Source organism: Vreelandella sedimenti, assembly GCF_013416325.1.
GTDB classification, from domain to species: Bacteria; Pseudomonadota; Gammaproteobacteria; order Pseudomonadales; family Halomonadaceae; genus Vreelandella; species Vreelandella sedimenti.
Genome location: NZ_JACCGK010000010.1, coordinates 47454 through 69045, shown reverse-complemented (window position 1 = coordinate 69045; position 21592 = coordinate 47454). Strand labels below are relative to the sequence as shown.

The 21592-nt window shown below is 54.0% G+C and carries 17 protein-coding genes; 11 read left to right on the top strand and 6 right to left on the bottom strand.

What is annotated here, in order from left to right; all coding sequences use genetic code 11:
• Window positions 1-27 precede the first annotated feature (27 nt).
• The 3 genes from HZU72_RS12520 to HZU72_RS12510 all read right to left on the bottom strand — a co-directional run bounded on the left by HZU72_RS12520 (window position 28) and on the right by HZU72_RS12510 (window position 4744).
• The gene (locus HZU72_RS12520) at window positions 28-2196 is read right to left on the bottom strand and encodes a TonB-dependent siderophore receptor (RefSeq protein WP_286902345.1); all 2169 of its coding nucleotides are present in this window, start codon (window positions 2194-2196) and stop codon (window positions 28-30) included.
• Between the two features lie 119 nt (window positions 2197-2315).
• Window positions 2316-3608, bottom strand: coding sequence for a lysine N(6)-hydroxylase/L-ornithine N(5)-oxygenase family protein (locus tag HZU72_RS12515; protein WP_180092455.1), 1293 nt, complete (start codon window positions 3606-3608; stop codon window positions 2316-2318).
• Between the two features lie 23 nt (window positions 3609-3631).
• A complete protein-coding gene (locus tag HZU72_RS12510) occupies window positions 3632-4744 on the bottom strand; it encodes a GNAT family N-acetyltransferase (RefSeq protein ID WP_286902346.1) in 1113 nt (370 codons plus the stop codon).
• A 209-nt stretch (window positions 4745-4953) separates the two neighbouring features.
• Here HZU72_RS12510 and HZU72_RS12505 point away from each other — a divergent pair, with 209 nt between their 5' ends.
• Entirely contained in the window at window positions 4954-6600 is a 1647-nt protein-coding gene (locus HZU72_RS12505; RefSeq protein ID WP_180092452.1) for a cyclic peptide export ABC transporter, read from the top strand.
• On the opposite strand, the gene HZU72_RS12500 is transcribed toward HZU72_RS12505, so the two are convergent.
• Window positions 6586-7209 (bottom strand): cytochrome b, encoded by a 624-nt coding sequence (locus tag HZU72_RS12500; protein WP_180092449.1) that lies wholly within the window; start codon window positions 7207-7209, stop codon window positions 6586-6588. The genes HZU72_RS12505 and HZU72_RS12500 overlap by 15 nt on opposite strands.
• On the bottom strand, window positions 7202-8146 hold the full coding sequence (locus tag HZU72_RS12495) for a siderophore-interacting protein (protein ID WP_180092446.1): 945 nt from the start codon (window positions 8144-8146) through the stop codon (window positions 7202-7204). Before HZU72_RS12495 ends, HZU72_RS12500 begins: the two co-directional genes overlap by 8 nt.
• A gap of 187 nt (window positions 8147-8333) precedes the next feature.
• On the opposite strand from HZU72_RS12495, the gene fhuB reads away from it, so the two are divergent.
• The 3 genes from fhuB to HZU72_RS12480 all read left to right on the top strand — a co-directional run bounded on the left by fhuB (window position 8334) and on the right by HZU72_RS12480 (window position 12884).
• A complete protein-coding gene (fhuB, locus tag HZU72_RS12490) occupies window positions 8334-10334 on the top strand; it encodes a Fe(3+)-hydroxamate ABC transporter permease FhuB (protein WP_180092444.1) in 2001 nt (666 codons plus the stop codon).
• Window positions 10335-10386: 52 nt separating this feature from the next.
• On the top strand, window positions 10387-12051 hold the full coding sequence (locus HZU72_RS12485; protein WP_180092441.1) for a multidrug ABC transporter permease/ATP-binding protein: 1665 nt from the start codon (window positions 10387-10389) through the stop codon (window positions 12049-12051).
• Window positions 12052-12269: 218 nt separating this feature from the next.
• Complete coding sequence (locus tag HZU72_RS12480) at window positions 12270-12884, top strand: LysE/ArgO family amino acid transporter (protein ID WP_180092438.1); 615 nt, start codon at window positions 12270-12272, stop codon at window positions 12882-12884.
• A gap of 29 nt (window positions 12885-12913) precedes the next feature.
• Here HZU72_RS12480 and ltaE read toward each other — a convergent pair whose 3' ends face one another.
• Complete coding sequence (gene ltaE / locus HZU72_RS12475) at window positions 12914-13921, bottom strand: low-specificity L-threonine aldolase (protein WP_180092435.1); 1008 nt, start codon at window positions 13919-13921, stop codon at window positions 12914-12916.
• Window positions 13922-14070: 149 nt separating this feature from the next.
• On the opposite strand from ltaE, the gene HZU72_RS12470 reads away from it, so the two are divergent.
• The 7 genes from HZU72_RS12470 (at window position 14071) to HZU72_RS12440 (ending at window position 21553) form a co-directional block, all read left to right on the top strand.
• On the top strand, window positions 14071-15291 hold the full coding sequence (locus HZU72_RS12470; protein WP_180092432.1) for an NAD(P)/FAD-dependent oxidoreductase: 1221 nt from the start codon (window positions 14071-14073) through the stop codon (window positions 15289-15291).
• Window positions 15292-15366: 75 nt separating this feature from the next.
• Complete coding sequence (gene speG, locus HZU72_RS12465) at window positions 15367-15918, top strand: spermidine N1-acetyltransferase (protein ID WP_180092429.1); 552 nt, start codon at window positions 15367-15369, stop codon at window positions 15916-15918.
• 784 nt (window positions 15919-16702) lie between these two features.
• Window positions 16703-17464 carry a metallophosphoesterase gene (locus HZU72_RS12460; RefSeq protein WP_180092426.1) on the top strand — a complete coding sequence of 254 codons (762 nt, stop codon included), beginning with the start codon at window positions 16703-16705 and terminating at the stop codon, window positions 17462-17464.
• 218 nt (window positions 17465-17682) lie between these two features.
• Window positions 17683-18600 (top strand): 5-dehydro-4-deoxyglucarate dehydratase, encoded by a 918-nt coding sequence (gene kdgD, locus HZU72_RS12455; RefSeq protein WP_180092423.1) that lies wholly within the window; start codon window positions 17683-17685, stop codon window positions 18598-18600.
• 53 nt (window positions 18601-18653) lie between these two features.
• Window positions 18654-19670 (top strand): TRAP transporter substrate-binding protein, encoded by a 1017-nt coding sequence (locus tag HZU72_RS12450; protein WP_371829544.1) that lies wholly within the window; start codon window positions 18654-18656, stop codon window positions 19668-19670.
• 62 nt (window positions 19671-19732) lie between these two features.
• On the top strand, window positions 19733-20269 hold the full coding sequence (locus HZU72_RS12445) for a TRAP transporter small permease (RefSeq protein WP_180092420.1): 537 nt from the start codon (window positions 19733-19735) through the stop codon (window positions 20267-20269).
• A gap of 3 nt (window positions 20270-20272) precedes the next feature.
• Window positions 20273-21553 carry a TRAP transporter large permease gene (locus tag HZU72_RS12440; RefSeq protein ID WP_180092417.1) on the top strand — a complete coding sequence of 427 codons (1281 nt, stop codon included), beginning with the start codon at window positions 20273-20275 and terminating at the stop codon, window positions 21551-21553.
• The last annotated feature ends 39 nt before the right edge of the window (window positions 21554-21592 follow it).

Genomic DNA, 21592 nt, shown 5'->3' with positions numbered 1-21592 from the left:
GATGTTGGGGAGTGCTATGCTGATTTTTTAAAAGTCATATTTCATCGTCATCATGAAATTGCGTGGTGCACCGTAATAGTTATGTCGGGTTTCTCCCCGAACTGAGGAGTAATACTCTTTGTCGGTTAGGTTGTTGCCGTTAAAAGAGATATCCAAGTTCTCATTGACTCGATAGCCGACCATGGCTGACACGGTGGTATAGCCTCCTTGCTCTATACGCGTATCTCCGCTTTCGGCATAAACACTGCTGACTGTATTTATGCCAGCACCAAGGCGCCAGCCCTGATTTGGATTATCGCTGAATCGATAGCGTGACCATAGGTTGAAGTTATGCTCCGGCGTGTCCGGCGAGAGTGTGAGTCCTTCCGAATTAGCATCTCTTACGAACTCTGTCTGTGTATAGGCATAACCAGCGCTGAGATCCCAGCGAGGCAACAGTTCGCCGCTAACTTCTAGCTCGAAGCCTTCACTTTTTGCTTCGCCGATAGGAATCGAGAAGCCAGGATTATTAGGATCAGAATATGCGCGATTGGTGTCTTCGATACGGAAAACTGCAGCATGCCAGTTCAAGCTACCCTCGGCATGTGAGCCTTTAATACCGGCCTCGTATTGCTCACCCTCTCTTGGCTTGATAGGGTTGCCGTCACTTCCTACAGCCGTTTGTGGCTCAAAAATGCCAGTGTAGCTTGTGTATAAGTTGAGCCCTTCGTTGAGGCGATAGATCAATCCTGCGTAGGGGATAAACTCAGTGCCATCATCACCGGACGTTTCACCACCAAGAAAGTTATTGGTTTCCCACCAATTTATACGGCCACCAAGCGCAAGTGTAAAATCATCCATAAGATTGAATCGAAACTGGCCGTAAGAGGCATATTGTTCGATATTAAGCTCAGTCCTACCAGGTGTGCCATCGAAATCTGGTTCTGTACGGTTATGTATTGGGTCAAACAGATTCTGAGGAAGATATTGAGGAGCACCATAGACCCATTGATTACTTAGCTCACTACTCTGATAGCTGGTGCCGAATACGGCTTCATGAGTTGCTCCAGCTAGTTGGAATGGGGTGCTAAACTGGGCCTCCAAATAATCGTCCTGCTTCTCCAGATCCCAAGCGATCTGACGAATCGCAAACTCGCCGGTATTTTGATCAGCGACTAGAACTCCTTCACTACTTTTTCTTAGGCTTGCATCGCGATCCAAACGATTAGCTTTAAAGACTATTTCGCCTCCATTAGCTAGGCGATGCTCAAGTTCTATAAAATAGCGTTGTGCGTCTCCTGTCTGCTTATCCCAGTCAGATCCGATATAGGTAGAGCGGTCTACATTGGGGAGGGTGCCATCACTGTAAGCTGGTAATCCGGAGTGCGGTCGAAACTCTTCATCTTGTACAGTAACTCCCATTGATAGTGTCGTTTCGGGAGACAAGTCAAACTCAAGCGTGCCATAGCCGATTTGGTTCTCTGAGTAAACGTGATCAATAAAAGAGTCTCGATCATCGTAGACACCGACGAAACGGCCCCGTACTTGCCCTTCGCTGTCTAACGCGCCGGTAACATCAACAACACCCCGATAGGCATCGTCCGTACCTGCAGAAATAGATACAGAGGCTTGGCTCTCAGCTAAAGCACGCTTACGAACTAGGTTGATAGTGCCGCCAGGTTCGCCGGATCCATGGAGAATGCCCGTAGGCCCGCGCAATACTTCAATTCGATCAAGCAATGCGGGGTCAAATACTCCGGCGCTTTCCCAGGCACTGCCCGCGCTCTGAACTGGACTGCCATCCATGAGAAAGGAATCAATATTATAGCCTCGAGCCTTGATAACATACTGATTAGGACCGTACTCATTTACGGTGATGCCTGTGACATTTCGTAGGGCCTCAGACAGCGTGGTAGTCCCTTGATCATCGAGGCGATCTCGTGTAACAACGCTAATAGATTGCGGCGTTTCCTGCACAGATTGTGAAACTAAGCCAATGCTAGTGCTTTCGCTAGTGTAGGAATTGCTGTTTTCGGTCATGCCATAGGGCAGGCGATCCCCGGTGACAGTGAGTGTAGACAGCTCGCTGCCATCATTGTCAATCGAGTGGTTTGTCGACGTAGCATTTTGCTGAGCAAGCACAGCTGCCGACGTACTGCAGGCAGCAATAGCAATGGCGGCCGTTAGCCACCGCTTGCGGAAAGTGGGTTGGTTCACGAATGTTCTCCTTGAATAGGGGGCGTTCTAATTTTATGTAAATGCTAATTGTTATTGTTTGTATTATGAGTATATAAACCCCGAAGTCAACATCGTGTGAGCCTCGGGGCGGCCGAACGTTATGGAGCGGTGACTTCTTGTTTACAGGGAGAGGGGGCATAAGAGGCCGTTGTCTGCTCTAGAGCAGCACAGATCTCACTTGTCCTGGCTGCCAAAATCGACAGCAGGGTGTCGCTTAAACCATGGGTGGGCTCGCAGCTGCCTTGCAGGAAAATAGCCGGTTTGAACGCAGGCTTGGTGTAGAGCTGATAGTGGCGGTTAACGGCAAAGTCAGGCAGGTAGTCCGCGACGGGGGCCAATAGCTGTTTATGGGTGTCGCGTATATAGCCTGTTGCTAATACCACTGCGTCGTAGCGAGTGGACTCCGTATGACCACTCTCTAAATCGCGAACATTTAGCTCAATACCTTCGGGGCCTGCTTGACTACCAATAACTTCATGGCGGCGGCGGAAGCGGTGGCGGGCCTGGCCGGTTACTTTTTGCTGATAGAACACATCGTAAATCTCCTGAATCAGCGCCAAGTCAGGGGCTGAGTAGTTGGTGCTTTTGTACTCCTGCAGCAGTGCTTCCCGCTGGCCGGTGGGGTTGTTGAACACGTAGTCGGTGTATTCGGGATTGAAGATTTCGTTGACGAAAGGGCTATCGTCCGAGGGTTTAAAGGCCCATGCCCGGCTAATAAGATCCACCTGAATGCCTTCACGGCCGTGCAGATCCAGGAATATCTCAGCGGCGCTCTGGCCCGCACCGATCACCGCGATGCGTTTGGGGGCGTCTTGCTTCGCCAACTCCCGGAGGTAGTGGCTGGAGTGGAAGACCCGTGGGTCGTCTTTTAGCCCGGCGAAGCATTCAGGCACATTGGGCGCACCCCCCACGCTAATTACCAATGAACGGGTGAGCCTTTCCTGCACCGCGCCACTCTCATCTCGTGAACGAACACGGAGATAGGCGACCTCGTCGTTATCAGTTTCGGGCAGCACTTCAAGCACATCCTCTCCATAGGCGCACTGGTGTTCAAAGTGGCTGGCAGTCCAGCTTAGGTAGTCATTGAACTCATGGCGGCTGGGGAAGAAGGTTTGTAGGTTGATAAAGTCCTGCAGGCGGCCTTTGCTGTGAAGGTAATTGAGGAAGCTGAAACGGCTCCCTGGGTTACGCGGCGTGACCAGGTCTTTGAGGAAGGAGATCTGCATATGGGCATTTTCCAGCAGCATATGCGGGTGCCAGGCAAAGCAGGGCTGACGCTCAATAAACAAGGCATCCTTCGCTTGCCCTGCCTGGCGCTGTTCGTCGAGCGCAATGGCCAGTGCAATATTGGAGGGGCCGAAGCCGATGCCGATCAAGTCGTGAATATGCATAAGAGTCCTCGTGGCTGACGTATTTATGTGGTGAAGCGTGGGTCGGGTCGTGGCGCAGACCCAGGGTGCGGAGGCAGCGGAATCCAACTGCGCTCGTTAAAAAAGTGTTCGCGGATTTGCATGCCGAGCATGGCCCGCTTATGGGGAAAATCGAACGCCTTAACGTGGGCATAACCGCACTGGGCAAGGTTGTGCAGCATCTTGGCGTTATCTACGCGGGGCTCAATCACCAAGCGTTGGGTGCGGCAGTCATCCAGAAAAAGGTAGTGCGAGATAGAGGGCATCCAGGCAGCGACATAGGGTTGCCCACGAAATGCAGCTTCACCGATCAGTACGTGCCAGCCACGGTCAAAGTCACTGGCATCGTAATAAGCGCCGATGCGATCCTCCTTGGCCCAGTAGGTCTCGAAATAACCGAAGGGCTCACCGTCGATACAGCCGATCAACGGCACGACGCTGGGGGTCTGGAGCGTGCTTTCCAGCCGCTCGCGATGCTGTTCCAAATCCCCCTGCTCTTCCCAGAAATGGGCGACGACCGGGTCGTTCATCCAGCGGTTGAAGCGCTCCAGATCAAGTTCCAGGTCAAGCACTCGAAAGCTCAGGGTGGCATCCAGCCAGGCAATATGGCGCTGATATACCGTGCCGCTGGGGCGAGGAGGGCGGCGCGGGTGTCGTTTTCCGTTCTCCAGGATGGGCTGCTGCGGATAGGGGCGCATGCGCGTTGAGGTCAGCCAGAGCGTGGGTAACTGCCAAAATAGCTCCGCATATACCCAGAGCTCTCCATGGCTATCTTTAACCGCGATGCCGGCGACACAAAGGTTGGCGTGCAAAGCACTAGGTAGCTGAAGGCGTAATGCAACAGTGCCTGGGTAAAAGGCAAAAGCGCCTTCGATAGCGGCAAGCAGTGCTGGGAGCGGTGGTGCTGAGCGCTGCGGCCAGCGCAGCGTCAAACAGTGGTTGTCATCCACCAGTGCCCACTCAAGGCGCTCTTGATCACCCTTCACATAAAGCGACTGCGTGGTGACCTCGTAGCTGACTTGATAGGCGTAGCCCTCGGGGCGTGAGATCAGCGAGGCCACCGCGTGGCTTTCAGAGGGTACGTGTACCTGTGGTTGTGCCTGGACAGAACTGGACACCGCTAAGCTCCTATCAATAAGAACGAATCAAAGAAACGAATTAAAATCACCCCGCCGGAGGGCGGCGTTACTGACTTCCTTATTTAAGGACGAATGAGAATGAGGCTTGTTTACATAAAATTGGTTAACTTTTTACGCGAGCGGTTCGTCATTAGAGGTAGGTGCCGATTTCCAGTCGCTTTTTCTAATGGCTTTCCAATGAGGTGAATGTGCTTCCCTATCTGATTCGTCGAACTCGCGGGTTGATGACCGCTGCTGCGCTGGCCAGCATTCTCTCGGGGCTTTTCAGCGTGCTGCTGATTGCCCAAATCAATGCGGCGTTAAACAGCGATGCCGCCAGCCGTGCCAATGCGGCTTGGGGCTTCGCGGGGATTGCTGTGGCCCTAATGGTCTGTCGGATGGTGTCGACGGCGCTGTTTGAGCGGCTGGGGCAGCGTGCTCTGGCTGAGTTACGCAGTTTTGTCGCCCAGTGTGTGGCCGAGACCCCCTTTGCTCAGTTCGAGCGTGTGGGCAGTGCGCGGATCCAGTCAGCGCTCACCGAGCACAGCAACAATGTGGCGGTACTGTTCGTTAGCTTGCCGGTGATTTTGACCAATACGGTCATCGTGGTGGGGTGCTTGGGCTACCTGGCAATGCTTTCATGGCAGGTGTTTTTGTTTGCACTTGGGGTGATTGGGCTGGGTGCTGTCGGTTACCACTTGGTGCACTTACGCGCTATTCACTACCTCCAGGATGCCTCGTCAGAGCAGGATCGCCTGTTTGGTCATTTCCGCGCGCTGACCGATGGTGCAAAAGAGCTACGCCTACACCAGCGCAAGAGCCGGGTCTTTATGGATCAGATACTGGGGGAGTCGGTTGAAGGCGTGCGGCGGCTGCGCACCTATGGCATGTCGCTGTTCGTGATCTCGACCAGTTGGGGGCAGTTCCTGATGTACGCCTTTATCGGTCTGGTATTGTTTGTGTTGGCGGGCGATGGGCCTATTCAAACCCAGGTAATGACCGGTTTTGCGCTGGTGTTTGTGTTTATGGTGACGCCCTTGGAAGGGTTGCTGATCAATATTCCGCGGATCAATATGGCGCGGGTAGCCGCTAGCCGAATTGATGACATCACACGAGAGATGCCCCAGGGGCAGGAGAGGCAAGCGTCACCTCAGGTGCCTGCTTGGCAGCGTCTTGAGTTGCGCGACGTCACCCATCAGTACTACCACGAGCAGAGCGATGACTTCTTTGAGTTGGGGCCGATTGATCTGAGCTTTACGCCGGGGGAAGTGGTGTTTCTGGTGGGGGGCAACGGTAGCGGTAAGACCACGCTGGCCAAAGTAGTGGTGGGGCTTTACCCGCCGGAAGGTGGCGAGGTATTGCTCAATGGCGAGCGGGTCGAAGCGGATGGCTGGGATGCCTACCGGCAGCTCTTCTCGGTGGTGTTCTCGGACTTCCATCTCTTTGAACGCCTGTTAGAGGCACCGCGTGATGGTCTGGACGAGGAAGGCAACCGCCTGCTGGCCAAGTTGCACCTGCAGCACAAGGTGCGGGTTGAAAACGGTGCGTTCACCACCCAAGCACTCTCCCAGGGCCAGCGTAAGCGTCTGGCGCTGGTGGTTGCCTACCTTGAGGATCGGCCCTTCTTGGTGTTTGACGAGTGGGCGGCGGATCAGGATCCGTTATTCAAAGAGGTGTTTTACTGCGAGGTGTTGCCCGAGCTAAAACGCATGGGCAAAGCGGTGCTGGTGATCACCCACGATGACCGCTATTTCCACCTCGCAGATCGATTGGTGCGGCTAGAGAGTGGCAAGCTGTTGACTGCTGAGTCTGAGACTGCCGAAGAGCCGCTAGCGGAACCCTCATCGGCCACTTGACCCCACCATACGCGCCAGTACTCGGTCTTTAAGCCAGAAGCGGTGAGTCAGCGCCATCATGATGTGGCCGATGACTAATCCACATAGCAGCCACGAGAGCGGGCCGTGAAGGAGCTCGGCGGGGGCGACCATCCAGGTGATCTCGCGTTCCGCTTCGGGCAGCAGCTCCATGCCATAAAAGAGTAGCGCCCCGCCGCGGCCGTACTGGCGCAAAATAGCGAAAGCGGGCAACCACATTAGTAGCCCATAAAAGGTGATATGGACAAAGCGCGCCAAGCACCCACCTAGTCCTGGCGTGTGGGGCGGGCGTTGTTTGCGGTTTATCCATGCCCAACCAAGGCGCGCCAGCGTCACGATCAGTATCATAAATCCTAATGAGCCGTGAGGCCCGATGCTCGCCAAGAACAGCGTGATAGCGTTTTCGCCCATTCCTCTCCAGGCCAGCAACACGGTAAATTGCAGCGTGACTAGCGCTGCGGTCAGCCAGTGAAGCGCACGGCTGACCCGGCCATAGCCGTCAGGGCTGTCTCGCCAGCCAATAGGCGTTTGAGCTTGCTTGCTTGTGTGGCTACTGTTTAACGCCGTGTTGATTGCCGTTCCCTTAACCATTGGCCTTGCCCAGGCGCCAGTAGCCCATGCTGGTAACGTACTGCTTGGGTAGCCCGCACTCGTTGACCAAATAGCGACGCAGCTTCATGGCGACCTTGGTTTCAGCGGCAATCCAGGCGTAGAAGGGCGCACTGTCATCCAGGGTGGCGGGTTCCCAAAGCGGGCCGTCCTCATCGTCGCTTTCGTCGTTGGTCGTGGCGCCGGTAGTGGTGTTAGTAGGCGTGCCGCCTAGCGCTTGAATTTCCTTATGTAAATCAATATCGCGTAGCGCTCTCATTAGCAGCTCACCGTGTTGGCAGCCGGGCTCAGCGTCGCGAGCCAGCCAGCGCAATTTGGTGGCCTGTGGCAGCGACTGAGCGTCGTCGCTGCGGGGTACTTCGAACAGCGCTTCGACCCTGGGTTTGAGCGGCAGGTCATCGAGGGTTTCCAGAATACCAGCCGCAGCGGGAAGGGCGGTTTCATCGGCGATAATCAGGATTCGTCGTACGCCTTGGGGTGGCTTCCACTCGTAGCCCAGCTTTGGGCCTTCGGCACTGGCGTCGGGGGCTGTCATGGCTAGCCGGTCACCCGGGCGGGCGTGCATTGCCCAGCGTGAGGCGGGGCCGTTGTCGCCGTGGAGTACGAATTCAACGTCCACCTCAGCTTGTTCCGGGCGCAGGGCGCGAATGGTATAGGTACGTGCAGAGGGCCGCTGCGCATCTGGCAATGCGCGGTAGGCGCCGTACCAGTCGTGTTCTTCCAGCTTGGCAATTTCAAACAGCGGGTCGAGACTGCCACCGCCTTCGGGAAAGAATAGCTTGACGCGCTGATCCGGTGCGTAGGTCGCCATTTGGCTGACCTCTGGGCCAGTAAAGGTGAACCTGACTAATGAGGCGCTGACTTGGGTGCGCCGGGCTAGGGTGATATCGAAAAGCTGGTAGCTCGGTTTGGCTGCCATTGTGATGTCTCCTTTATATAAGGAGTCAATTGTAGTGCTAATTATTATCATTTAGAATCGTTGTTAGTTATTCAATCGCTAATTTCCATAAACTCGTTTGCATAAATAGTAAGGCTAAGAAAATGACGCTGTTGCCTATCACGTCTCTTTTGGCGAACTGTTCGGTTATCACAAAAGGGGGCTCGCTATGCTAGGCGCTGCGCAATTTGCTCAAAGAATGGGGGGAGTGTCGCCCGCTAAAGCCTGCCTATTACTTAGCCTGCCCATGGTGGTGCTGTTTTGGGTGGGGCTTGAGGGCCAAGGCGGTTTCGCGCTGGGCCTGCAGGCATTAGTGGCCCCCTCTTTTGAGAACGTTGACGAGCTGCTGCTTTACTACGCTTGGTGGCCGCGCCTCTCTATCGCCCTGCTCGCCGGGGGTGGCCTGGGGTTGGCAGGCGTGCTCATGCAGCAGGTGCTGCGCAACCCACTGGCCTCGCCCACCACCCTCGGGGTGGCCTCGGGCGCTAACCTGGCGTTGATGACCGCCACCTTGCTGGCGCCGGGGCTGCTTGTCGCCGGGCGCGAATGGGTCGCCTTATTGGGTGGCGCGCTGGCGGTTGGATTAGTTTTTCTGCTCTCGTGGCGGCGCGGGCTGGCGCCGATCGTGGTGGTGCTGGCGGGCCTGGTGGTCAATCTGTACCTGGGGGCGCTGTCTACGGCGCTGCTGCTGTTCAACCACGAGGCGCTCTCCGGACTACTGATTTGGGGCGCGGGCTCGCTGGCGCAAAACGGTTGGGACGGCGTTGCCATCCTCTGGCCACGGCTGGCGATTAGCTGTGTGGCCGCCTGGTTCTTGCTGCGTCCTCTGGCGGTGCTGGAGCTGGACGACGCCAGCGCCAAGAGCTTAGGGGTCTCGCTGACCTATCTGCGCTTTGCGGGGATGGGCTTGGCGGTGTTTATTACCGGCAGCATTGTCAGCGTGGTAGGCATCATCGGTTTTATCGGCTTGGCAGCGCCCAACATCGTGCGCATGGCCGGTGCGCGCCGCTTAGGGCCGCGGCTAATCTGGTCGATGCTATTAGGGGCCGTGCTGCTGGCCACCACGGATCTGCTGCTGCAGCAGTTCGGTGGCATGGTGGCGGCCTTTATTCCTACCGGGGCGATTACCGGTGCCCTGGGGGCGCCGCTGTTAATGTGGCTGATTCCGCGCCTGAAACTGCAGGGCGACCAGCCGCCGAAAGGGGCGGGTGTTTTCGCCCGCCGTCACCCAGCGCCGTCACGTTTAGCCACCGGATTACTACTCGCGTTGCTGGGGGCAACGGTTCTCGGTTTGCTGTTTGGCCAGGGCGTAGATGGCTGGTATTGGCTGGCGCCCAATAACTGGAATGTCATGCAGTGGCGCATGCCCCGGGTGATGGCGGCAGCCGCCAGCGGGTTGATGCTGGCGATTGCCGGGACGATTCTTCAGCGCCTTTCCGCCAACCCCATGGCCAGCCCCGAAGTACTGGGTATCAGCGGTGGCTGTGCCATTGCGCTGATTCTGGGGATTTTCCTGCTGCCTGCGCCCACCAATATGATGCTGATTGGTGTGGGAACCTTAGGGGCTTTCGCGACACTGCTGGTGTTGGTGGGTATCAACCGCAAGAGTGGTTATCTCCCCGAGCGCTTGCTGCTTACCGGGGTGGCGGTCAGTGCGCTGTTTGATGCGGTGCGAAGCGTAATGCTGGCAGGCGGCGACCCTCGTGGCCAGCAGGTGATCGCCTGGCTGGCGGGCTCTACCTATTACGTGGATGTCACCAATGCGGTGGTGGTAGGGGGGATTGCCGCCGTGCTGGCGCTGGTCACGCTGCCCTTCACCCGCTGGCTGGATATCTTGCCGTTAGGTGCGCCGACGGCCAAGGCGCTCGGGGTAACGCTCAACCGTGCCCGCTTGGCGTTGCTGCTACTGGTGGCGCTGCTAACCGCCTGCGCCACCCTAGTGGTGGGGCCGCTTTCGTTTATAGGCCTGCTGGCGCCGCATATGGCGCGCTTGGTGGGCTTCTCCCGGGCGGGTCAGCATCTGCTGGGTGCTGCGTTGATCGGCATGCTATTGATGGTGCTGGCCGACTGGGTGGGGCGCCAGATTATTTTCCCCTATGAGATACCAGCGGGCTTGGTCGCTTCACTGATTGGCGGTGCCTACTTTATGTGGGGGCTGCGGCGTTTGTAATCACCAGCGCTTTTAGCTGTTAAAGAAAACAGAATGCCGGGGAGTTGTGGTCATGGAGCTGTTGAGGATTGTATGGCGTGATTATCGTTGGCAGTTTGTGGCCGTGGTACTGCTTAGCCTGACAAGCGCTGGCTTGGGCATCGGTGTCATCGCCTTTATCAATCAACGGCTGCTGGGCACCTTTACCTACCCCTGGCGCATCCTACCCGAATTCCTGGGGCTGATAGCGCTGCTGCTGGTCATTACCCTGGCATCACAGTTGGCCCTGACCACGCTGGGTCACCATTTCGTCTACCGGCTGCGAGGGCAGTTGATCAAGCGAATTCTGGATACCAATATCGAACGCGCTGAACAGATTGGCAGTGCGCGTTTGCTTGCGAGTCTCTCCACCGATGTGAGTTCAGTGACCGTTGCCTTTATACGCTTGCCGGAACTGGTGCAGGGTGGGGTGCTGACGATAGGTGCCACGCTTTACTTGGCGTGGCTTTCGCCTGCCATGCTGGGTGTCACCGCGCTCTGGGTGATCGTGACGGTGTTGGTTGGCATGCGTTTGGTGGCCCGGGTCTATGGGCATATGGCCAAACTGCGCGAAATACAGGATCGTCTTTACGCGGATTACCAGTCGGTGATCGAGGGGCGCAAAGAGCTGGCGCTCAACCGTGACCGTGCCGAATGGCTGTATCGCGATGTCTATACGCCTAACGCAAAGGATTGTCGGCGTCATTTTATTCTTGGAGATACCTACCATCTCAGCGCGGTGAACTGGTTCAACATTATGATGCTGGGCGCCATTGGTGTGGCGTTCTTTTTGGCCAACGGCCTGGGCTGGGCGTCGGGGCAGGTAGCCACGACCTTCTCACTCACGCTGCTATTTTTGCGCGCGCCGCTGATGCAGGCCATTGGTGCCTTTCCGACGCTGATTAACGCCCGAGTGGCGTTTGAAAAAATCAGCAGTTTAGACTTGGCCGAGCACCGCGAAGCGTTCGGCCACTCTGCGCTGCGCCACGACTGGCAGGAACTAACCCTTGAGCAGGTCAGCTATCGCTACCCGGATGAGGAATCTCGGGCGGGTTTTGCCATCGGCCCTATCGACCTGACCTTGAAACGTGGCGAGGTGGTGTTTCTGATCGGCGGTAACGGCAGCGGGAAATCGACTTTGGCGAGGCTGCTGACTGGGCTCTACCAGCCTCAAAGCGGCTGTGTGCGCGTCGATGGCAGGCCGCTGCAGGAGGAAGACTGGACACGCTATCGCCAGCACTTCTCGGCCATATACACTGACCTGCATTTGTTTGATCGTCTGATGGGCCCTGCGGGTGAGTCACCCGACTCGGGGCTGGTGGAGGAGTGGCTTGCCGCGCTGGGCATGCGCAGTAAGCTCGACTTCGACGGCGATCGCATCACCAACGTCAACCTCTCCCAGGGCCAGCGCAAACGCCTGGCGATGCTGCTGGCGGTCGCTGAACAGCGCGACCTATTGCTGCTAGACGAGTGGGCCGCCGACCAAGACCCGCAGTTCCGCCGGGTCTTTTACCGTGAGCTCTTGCCGCAGTTGCGAGCGCTGGGCAAGACGCTGGTGGTGATCAGCCACGACGACCACTACTTCGACCAGGCCGACCGGCTGCTGGAAATGCGCCAGGGGCAGTTGGTAGAACTCACCGGCGAACAGCGAGAAGCCGCCAGCCGCGATGCGGTGGCCCGAGTGGCTGAGTTGCGCTGATGCGGGTAGTCAGCTTTGAGCGCGGATCTCGTTGGGTAGGGCTCTAGGACAACCATGATTCTTAACATGTTGAACCATTTTTAAAATTTAATGAATGGCTCTTCTATAAGTAAATCTAATACCCCATTAGCAGGATGATTTTTAGCAATCAGCATTCCCAGTTACTTTATTGCCAGATTAATTAACGCGACGCTAATTCCGGCAATGGGGGCAGGGCAATGTGGGAAAGTTATATCACCGGGCTGGTGGTGTGCGGCGGGATTATCATGGCGATTGGGGCGCAAAACGCCTACATTCTTGGGCTGGCGATTCGTCGTGAATACCACTGGTGGTCGGCAGGGTTGTGCATGAGTGCGGATATTATTCTGCTCACAGCGGGTATGTTTGGGGTGAGTGCTTTTCTGCTGACGATGCCCAGCGCGTTGGAGGCAATGCGCTGGGTGGGTGTAGTGTTTTTAAGCTGGCTGGCAGCTCAGGCGCTGTTTAGAGCCTTTAGCGGGCGGCAAGGGTTAAGCGCCGAAGCGGGCAGCGCGCGCAGCTTAACCAAAGTGATTTTCGCCACCCTTGCCGTCACCGTGCTTAACCCCCAGGTGTATCTGGATACGCTGCTGCTGATACCCTCCATTGGCGCCCAGCAGGAGAGCGCCGGCGTTTTTGTGGCGGGGGCATCTACTGCGTCCATCCTCTGGTTCAGCCTGCTGGCCTGGGGCGGCGCTGCGCTTTCGCCTTGGCTTTCAAAACCCATCGCATGGCGCATTATCGATGGCCTGATTGGCTTGATGATGGCAGGTATCGCTGTACATCTTGCTTTAGGGGCGTCATCTCTTAGCTAAGCCATTTACTGGTTAATGACGACTCGTTTTTAATGACGACTAAAGTAGGCCTCCATCACCGCGATGACCTTGTCGATATCTGCGTCATCAAGATCACGATGGGTAACGAAACGCGTGGCGTAAAGCAGCTCAATCAAAATGCCGTGCTCTTTTAGCCAGGCGGAGAGTGGCTTTACATGCTCGTCGGGAAAATGCGCGAACACCATATTGGTTGCCTGAGCGCTGATCTCGACCCCCGGCAGCTTTGCTAAGCCCGCTGCAAGGCGCTCTGCACGGCGGTGATCGTCGGCTAAGTCTGCCACGTGGTGATCTAACGCATACTGACAAGCGGCGGCGATAATACCTGATTGGCGCATGCCACCACCCACCACTTTACGCCAGCGCCGAGCGCGGTCGATAAATGCTTGTGAGCCCACCAGTGCCGACCCTATTGGCGTACCCAGGCCTTTTGAGAAGCACAGCGACACGCTATCGAACGGCAGGCACAGTTGCTTGAGCGAGGTGTCGGTTGCGACAGCGGCATTGAATAAGCGCGCGCCGTCTAAATGCGTTGCCAGACCACGCTCGCGGGCGAGCTCAGTGGCTTTTAATACGTAGTCTGCAGGCAGCACTTTGCCGCCAATGGTGTTTTCTAATGCCAGCAGCTTTGTACGCGCAAAGTGAAAGTCGTCGGCTTTAATCACGGCTCTGATTTTTTCCAGTGGCAGCGTGCCATCGGCGTCGTTCTCAATGGGCTGTGGCTGGATGCTGCCTAACACCGCTGCGCCGCCGCCTTCATAACGATAAGTGTGGGCTGACTGCCCAACAATGTACTCATCGCCGCGCTCGCAATGGGCCATGAGTGCCACTAAGTTGCTTTGTGTACCGCTTGGAAACAGCAGCGCCGCGTCTTTGCCTGCCTGTTCGGCCAGATTTTCTTGAAACGCGTTGACCGTTGGGTCATCGCCCCACACATCATCACCTAATGGTGCGGTCACCATAGCTTCAAGCATGGCGGGGGTAGGGCGAGTCACCGTGTCACTGCGTAGATCAATCATGTGGAACTCCTTTTTGAGCCTGAATTCAACTAATAAGGGCAGCCATTCAGGGGCACTTTATCGAGCAAGTTGTCAGGAACCATCTATGGTTAACAGCATGCTTCTATCACCCATAGAGTACTCTAGAGCAACCCAGCATAGGCAAACAGATGGATCTGAAAAGCGGTTATCCCTTTTGGGCGGTCAAAAATGGCCTGTTGAAAACCTTTCCTCAACTGACTCGCGATCACCTATGCGAGGTTGTTGTGATTGGTGGCGGTATAACGGGTGCTTTGATTGCTGATGAGTTAAACCGCAATGGTCACCATGTGGTGGTGCTTGAGCGCCGGGATGTGGGGTGGGGCAGTTCAGCCGCCAGCACTGCTTTGCTGCAGTACGAAATTGACACCCATATGACAGAGCTAGCCGAGCGCTATGGAGAAGCCGATGCAGTGCGTGCTTACCGCGCCTGTGCAGAGGCCATTGGTGAGCTTGAGTCCTTGGCGGCAGGGTTGGGCGACGTGGATTTTGAGCGTCAGCAAAGCCTTTACTATGCCAGTAGTGAAGAGGATGTCGCATCGCTTCAGGAGGAATTGGCGCTGCGCCAAAAACACGGTTTTGAAGCCGAGTGGCTTGAGCGCGAGGCTATTTTGGCGGAGTACGGCTTTGAGGCGCCCGGCGCTATTCTTACACAGCTAGCCGCCACTATTGATCCATATCGCATGGCGTATCAGCTGTTTTCCAGGGTGGTCGAGCGTGGGGGAGAAGTATATGACCGCACACAAATGGAGACGATGACACCTGACGGTCAGGGTGTCTCGCTCACCCTGGCCAATGGTGCCAAGCTGTGTTGCCAGTACGTGGTGATGGCCGCAGGGTACGAGTCGCAAGCCTGGCTGCCAGAAAAGGTGGCCGTCAATCGCAGTAGCTACGCGCTGATCACCGACCCACTACCGCCAGAGGCATTGGGCAAACTGCGCCACACCATGATGTGGGAATCATCGCGCCCCTACCTGTATATGCGCACTACCTGCGATGGACGACTCCTCGTGGGTGGCGACGATGACGACGAAGATATTCCCAAGCGCCGCGATGCGCGGGTAGAAGAGAAGGCCAAAGGGCTAGCAGCTAAAATAGAAACGCTATGGCCTAAACTAGATATCAATCCTACGTTCTCTTGGGGCGGCACTTTTGCTGAAACCGACGACGGCCTGCCTTTTTTCGGCCCACATGACGCCCTTGGCCCACGTGTTCATTTTGCCATGGCCTACGGCGGAAACGGCATCAGCTATAGCATGATAGGTGCCAAACTGCTGCGCGCGCTTATAGAGGGTAGAGAATACCCCTTGGCGGAGCTGTTTTCATTTAGACGCCTAGCCAAGATGTCCTAACCTAAATGCATGAACCGAGTGGCGGGCAAGTGTAAAACGAGTATTCTTAATGGATATTCATAAGGAAAGCGGGCAATGGGCCACACACTTTATTTGCGTGCACTGGAGCGCAACGACCTGCGCTTTGTTCATGAGCTAAATAATAACCAGAGCATTATGTCGTACTGGTTTGAAGAGCCTTACGAGTCATTTGATGAGCTAGAGGAGCTGTATAACAAGCATATCCATGACAACGCCGAACGGCGCTTTGTCGCTGAAGATAGCCATGGAAATGCCATCGGCCTGGTAGAGCTGATTGAGATCGACTACATCCATCGCAGCGGCGAGTTTCAAATCATTATTACCCCTGAGCATCAGGGCAAAGGGTTTGCGCGCACATTAATTCGCCAAGCGCTGCATTACTCGTTCACCATTCTAAACCTGCACAAGGTATATCTCATTGTGGCGGTGGATAATGTCAAAGCGATTCATCTTTACGAGGAGAGTGGCTTTATAGAAGAGGGCCACTTGGTGCAGGAGTTCTTTATTAATGGCAAGTACCGTGATGTAAAGCGAATGTATATCTTGCAGGACACTTACCTTGGCCAGCTAGACACTACCGAAGACCCCGAAACAAGCTGGTCGTAAATTGCCAAAATACGCCTCGCTGAAACGAGGCGTTGAGCGGCATTGAACCAATATGACGTTTGGGGACTTAACGCAGGTAAGCTTTAATAGCGTCAAGTGCCGCACGTTGTTGGCGGGCACGCTGTGCCCATACTTCCATAACATCTGCTTCCAACGTTTGTGTTGGGGTGACTAAGTGTTGCATGGCGTTCACTCCTCTTTCAGGGGACAGGGAATGCGATGAGACCTTGTTGTAAAACTTATGTTGTAAAGCCTTCAAGTTGTAGAAAGCTTATGTTGTCCACAGCCTGTGTTGTGCAAGGCAGCAATTTAGCTGTGGTCGGATACTAAGAGCTTTTTTTACTCAGGGCTAGTCCTAACGGTGTAGGCGATTTGCCATTTTTCGTAAGCTATGGCTTACAAATGCTTATGTTTGGATATTAGGTCTTTGAATGGAAAAGGTTTTCATAATCATAAAAAAGCCGGAAATTATTCCGGCTTCGGTGATTATCTTTTGGTCTAAAAAGGTGCAAAAGCACCTGAATTAGCCTAAATAGGCTTTCAGCGCTTCGGCTGCGGCACGATGCCACTGAGCATTCAAGTTCCAGAACTCTAGAACTTCATTATCGCGTGCAGGGGGTGTTATTAAAAAAGTCATTGTGCGGTCCTCCTATTGGGACAACATCGTTATTATAGCCTATTTTTGTTGCAATGCAGCATATCTTGACGTGATACCGATGCCCTGCGACAAAGTATCCTAGTCCGGGTAAGATCGGTTAAATAGGTATTTGCTACGAGGAGCCCTATGCGTCTGCGTATTTTGTCTGACCTGCACCTGGAATTTTTTGACGGGAAACGCGAGCTGCCTGAGGTGGAGGCAGATGTCGTGGTTCTGGCGGGGGATATTCACCGTAAGTGCGAAGGCCTTGCCTGGGCGCGCCACCAGTTTCCATACACGCCGATTATCTATGTGCCAGGTAACCATGAGTTCTACGGTACCTGCATGCCGCTGCTGCGTGATGAGCTGGCGCTCGAAGCCGAGCGGCTCGACATTGAGCTTCTGGATAATCGTGCCGTCACCCTCAATGGCGTACGCTTTTACGGTACAACGCTATGGACTGACTTTGCGTTGTACGCCGGTGACCAAACTCAACACCCCGCCGATACTGAGTCTAAGGCGTTGCGCTACATGCCCGACTTTAAAATCGTTCAAACCTCGCCAGGGGAGACATTCACACCTCAGGCGAGCCAGCAGGTGCATGCTGAAGCGCTTGCTTGGCTCGAAAAAGAGCTGTCCCAGCCGTTTGATGGCCCTAAGGTAGTGATTAGCCATCATGCTCCGCTGCATGACTGTATTCCTGATCAATATCTGGGCGATGCGTTATCCCCCGCGTTTGCCTCCAATTTGCCTCATTTAATGGGCAATATGGATCTATGGGTACACGGACATGTTCACGAACCCGTGGATATTCTTCGGAATGGCACGCATATCATTGCCAACCCAGGTGGATACCCTGATGAGTTTACTCCAGCGGTGTTTAAGCCAGATTGGGTTGTTGACGTATAAAAGCATTGTTTTTAAATGGTTTTTGCATGGTTTTGGTTGGTTAATCTAGCCCTCCCTAACATCCTAGGGAGTGCTACTTTGGTTTAAATTGCGATAGTTCTGCTTGCGCCATGCTGAGGTGATACTTATCTTCTATGTTGTATGATGTATTACATAAGATGTTGGCCAGCTGATAGTGCCTCACCCAATGGTCAACGCATTCCTAAAGAGGGCGCACAGTGACGTTTTCAAGAGCAGCAGTAACCAATGCCATCGGCGATGGCTTGCTATCGTTCCCCATTACGGACTTCGATAGCCAGGGCCGCTTTGATGAAGCGAGCTATCGCAATCGGCTTGAGTGGTTTATTAGCCACGAGATTTCCGCGGTCTTCGTAGCGGGTGGCACAGGGGAGTTTTTCAGTCTTTCGTTAGAGGAGTATCGCGAGATTGTTCGCGTGGCGGTCGAGGTGGTCGATGGACGTTTGCCGGTGATCGCTAGCGCAGGCTTAAGCGTGGAGACAGGCAAAGCCTTTGCAAAAGCGGCTGAAGAGGCTGGCGCCGATGGCATTCTGCTGATGCCGCCTTACCTCACCGAGTGCCCACAGGATGGCTTAGTTGAGTATGCTCGCCAAATTTGTGATGCCACCTCAATCAATGTGATTTATTACAACCGCGGTAACGGCATTTTGAATGCCTCATCGGTTCAGCAACTCGCCGACCACTGTCCTAATTTGGTGGGTTTAAAAGACGGTAAAGGTGATATTCAAGCGCTCAATAAAATCATCAAAACCGTTGGTGATCGCCTGGTGTATATCGGCGGTGTGCCCACCGCTGAGATTTTTGCTGAAGCCTATGTCTCCATTGGCGTGAACACCTACTCTTCAGCCGTTTTTAACTTCGTACCAGAAATGGCTGTTATGTTTTACAAGGAATTGCGTAAAGGCAATAAAGAAGTTGTAAAGCAGATTACCTGCGACTTTTTTATTCCTTTCGTTGATCTCAGGGATCGAAAAGCAGGCTATGCCGTCAGCCTCATCAAAGCAGGTGCTGAAATCGTAGGTAGGCCCGCCGGTAGTGTTCGCGCACCGCTGTCGATGCCGTCTAAAGATGAGTGCCAGCAGCTTGAAGCCCTTATCGATGTAGCGAAGAAGTATTAATCTACGACTAATTATTATTAGTCGACATTACCAATAATAAGAGGATGTTAGACATGCGCACACACAATAATTGCATGAGCGCCAGCACTTTAAAAACCAGCTCATTGCTGCCCACCGCTGGCGTAATAGCTCTCATAGCTTTTGCGCTGCCGGCTCAAGCGGAGGATTGGCGTGGTTGGAATATCCATCCAGATGGCTACCCCAATACAGTGGCGTTAGAAGAGTTTGCCGAAGCGGTGGAGGAGCAAACGGAAGGCCGTGTTAGCCCTCGCGTTTATAACAACGCCGTGCTGGGGGATCAGTCAGATGCCATTGAGCAGACCCGCAATGGGGCGCTGGATTTTGCCAATTTCAATATGGGACCGATGGGGCCCATCGTTCAAGAAACTAACGTGTTCTCGTTACCATTTCTTTTCAATGACGTCGAACATATGCATACGGTAATGGACGGTGAAATTGGCGAACGTTTTGCCGACGCCTTAGAGGATAAAGGCTTGGTGGTTCTTTCCTGGTTCGATTCGGGGGCACGCAGCCTCTATAACACCCAACACCCCATTAAAACCCCTGGAGATGTTGAAGGCTTAAAGATACGGGTAATGAATAATGATCTTTACGTCGATATGATCGCAGCGATGGGCGGTAATGCCACGCCTATGTCTTATGGTGAGGTGTATCAAAGCTTAACCACTGGCGTGCTCGATGGCGCTGAAAATAACTACCCCTCTTTTGAGTCTAGCAATCACTATGAAGTAACGGGTTATTACTCGTTAACTGAGCACTTGATTATCCCAGAGTGCTTGTGTGTAGCTAAATCCAGCTGGGAAGAACTTTCGGAAGAAGATCAGGCAATTGTTCGTGAGGTAGCTGAAGAGGCCTCTAAACGTCAGCGTGAGCTATGGGTGGAAAGTTCTGAAGAGAGTCGTCAGATCGTCCTCGACCACGGCGTTGAGATTAATGAAGTAGACGATAAAGGTGCATTCCAAACACTAATGGAACCTATGTATGAAGAATTCATTGCTAATAATCCTGGCACGGGTGAGCTGATCGAGGAAATTCGCGCCACCGAGTAATATTTATCACCCACACGCTTCCGGCAGTTAACTGCTGCCGGAAGTTGAAAAGGAAATGTGCCGTGAGTATCGAACTTGAATCGCAGGTCGATAAGGAAGACGCGGAAGAAAGCGGCTCGCTGAATCGGATCTTAGATGGTGTTGCCAGCTTATGTATTCTTGTTGCGGGTATCTTGTTAGTTACCCTTATTCTAATATTTGGTTGGTTAGTTTTCGGGCGGTATGTGCTGAACAATACCCCTACTTGGGTTGAGCAAGCCTCGCTAGTACTGGTTGTCTATATTACTTGCTTAGGCGCAGCGGCAGGGGTTAGGCACCATAGTCATCTCAATATTGATTTTATCCGTGAAAGCTTCGCTGGCCCATTGCGCGGTGTGATGCATCACCTTTCTGATCTTTTTATCTTATCTTTTGGCGGTTTTATGGCCTTTCAGGGCTGGACATTAGTCATGACCAACTTGGAAAGAGCTATTCCCATGATAGGTCTGTCGGAGAGTTGGCGTGCTGCCCCCTTAGTGATTTGTGGTGTGTTAATCATGCTTTTTGCAGCCGCTGATATAGCGCAACGCTTACTGACTCGAAAAGTTAAGAGGGTATAAACGATGGGTCTTATTATTCTTTTCGGGATCTTTTTCTTAGGCCTTATAGTCGGCGCGCCGGTTGCGTTTGCCGTCGGATTAGCCGCCGTTGTTACCTTCCTTTATGAAGGCTTGCCGCTATTTGTTGCCTTTCAACGTATCCTATCCGGTATTTCCGTTTTTTCACTGCTTGCGATTCCCTTCTTTATCTTTGCTGGTGAGTTAATGATGCACGGTGGTATCTCCACTCGCCTTGTGCGCTTGGCATCTGCGATGGTGGGTAAGGTGCGTGGCGGTTTGGGAATGGTGAATATTAGTTCTTCCATGCTGTTCGGAGGAATCTCCGGTTCGGCAGTGGCGGACACATCGGCGTTAGGTTCTATCCTAATCCCGGTGATGAAAGAGAAGGGGTATGACGCTGACTATGCCGTCAACGTGACCGTGACCTCATCGATCGCGGGCGTAGTGATTCCCCCTAGCCATAACATGATTCTTTATGCAGTTGCGGCGGGTGGTGGTATCTCCGTTACCCAACTGTTTATCGCCGGTATCGTCCCAGGCATTTTGATGTGTATTAGCTTAGCCGTTGCAGCCTATATCGTGGCGGTGAAGCGCGGCTATAAAGGCGAAGCCTTTCCTGGTTGGAATGCGCTATTTATCAGCTTTTTTGCCTCCCTGCCTGGCCTGATGACCGCAGTGATTATCGTCGGCGGGGTGCTCTCGGGCATTCTAACCGTGACTGAGTCAGGTGCCTTCGGGGCTATCTACGCTATTGTGGTGACCGGCTTGGTTTACCGTGAATTGACCTGGGCCTCTTTCAAAGCCGCTGTCGTCCAGTCGGTAAAAACCACCTCGCTGGTGATGATTTTAGTCGGGTGTGCATCGGCATTCTCTTACCTGCTGGCGCTCTACAATGTCCCGGAAATGCTGACGACAGGCTTGATGGCTATTTCCGATAAGCCGCTGGTTATTTTTCTCATGCTTAATATCATCCTGTTGATTTTAGGCATGATTATGGACATGGCGGCGTTAATCCTTATCTGTACACCGATCTTTTTGCCGGTAGCCATGCAGTTTGGTATGGATCCCATTCAGTTCGGTATTATTTTGATGATGAACCTGGGGCTAGGGCTGTGTACGCCACCCGTAGGGGCCTGCCTGTTTGTCGGCTGTGTGATAGGCAAAATTAAAATCGAGGAAGCAGTGCGTACTATTTGGCCATTCTTCTTAGCTCTGTTTGTGGCCTTGATGCTGGTGACTTACGTACCCGCCATCTCTTTGACGCTGCCTAGCTTTTTCCAATAAGGGCGCTTTGAATAAAGCCGTGAAAAGGATACATCAATT

Excerpts from the sequence above, each read along its gene's own strand:
- HZU72_RS12515 (WP_180092455.1), bottom strand. The coding sequence starts at position 3,608 with ATGCATATTCACGACTTGATCGGCATCGGCTTCGGCCCCTCCAATATT.
- HZU72_RS12500 (WP_180092449.1), bottom strand. The coding sequence starts at position 7,209 with ATGGTTAAGGGAACGGCAATCAACACGGCGTTAAACAGTAGCCACACA.
- HZU72_RS12495 (WP_180092446.1), bottom strand. The coding sequence starts at position 8,146 with ATGGCAGCCAAACCGAGCTACCAGCTTTTCGATATCACCCTAGCCCGG.
- fhuB (WP_180092444.1), top strand. The coding sequence starts at position 8,334 with ATGCTAGGCGCTGCGCAATTTGCTCAAAGAATGGGGGGAGTGTCGCCC.
- HZU72_RS12485 (WP_180092441.1), top strand. The coding sequence starts at position 10,387 with ATGGAGCTGTTGAGGATTGTATGGCGTGATTATCGTTGGCAGTTTGTG.
- HZU72_RS12480 (WP_180092438.1), top strand. The coding sequence starts at position 12,270 with ATGTGGGAAAGTTATATCACCGGGCTGGTGGTGTGCGGCGGGATTATC.
- ltaE (WP_180092435.1), bottom strand. The coding sequence starts at position 13,921 with ATGATTGATCTACGCAGTGACACGGTGACTCGCCCTACCCCCGCCATG.
- HZU72_RS12470 (WP_180092432.1), top strand. The coding sequence starts at position 14,071 with ATGGATCTGAAAAGCGGTTATCCCTTTTGGGCGGTCAAAAATGGCCTG.
- speG (WP_180092429.1), top strand. The coding sequence starts at position 15,367 with ATGGGCCACACACTTTATTTGCGTGCACTGGAGCGCAACGACCTGCGC.
- HZU72_RS12460 (WP_180092426.1), top strand. The coding sequence starts at position 16,703 with ATGCGTCTGCGTATTTTGTCTGACCTGCACCTGGAATTTTTTGACGGG.
- HZU72_RS12450 (WP_371829544.1), top strand. The coding sequence starts at position 18,654 with ATGCGCACACACAATAATTGCATGAGCGCCAGCACTTTAAAAACCAGC.
- HZU72_RS12440 (WP_180092417.1), top strand. The coding sequence starts at position 20,273 with ATGGGTCTTATTATTCTTTTCGGGATCTTTTTCTTAGGCCTTATAGTC.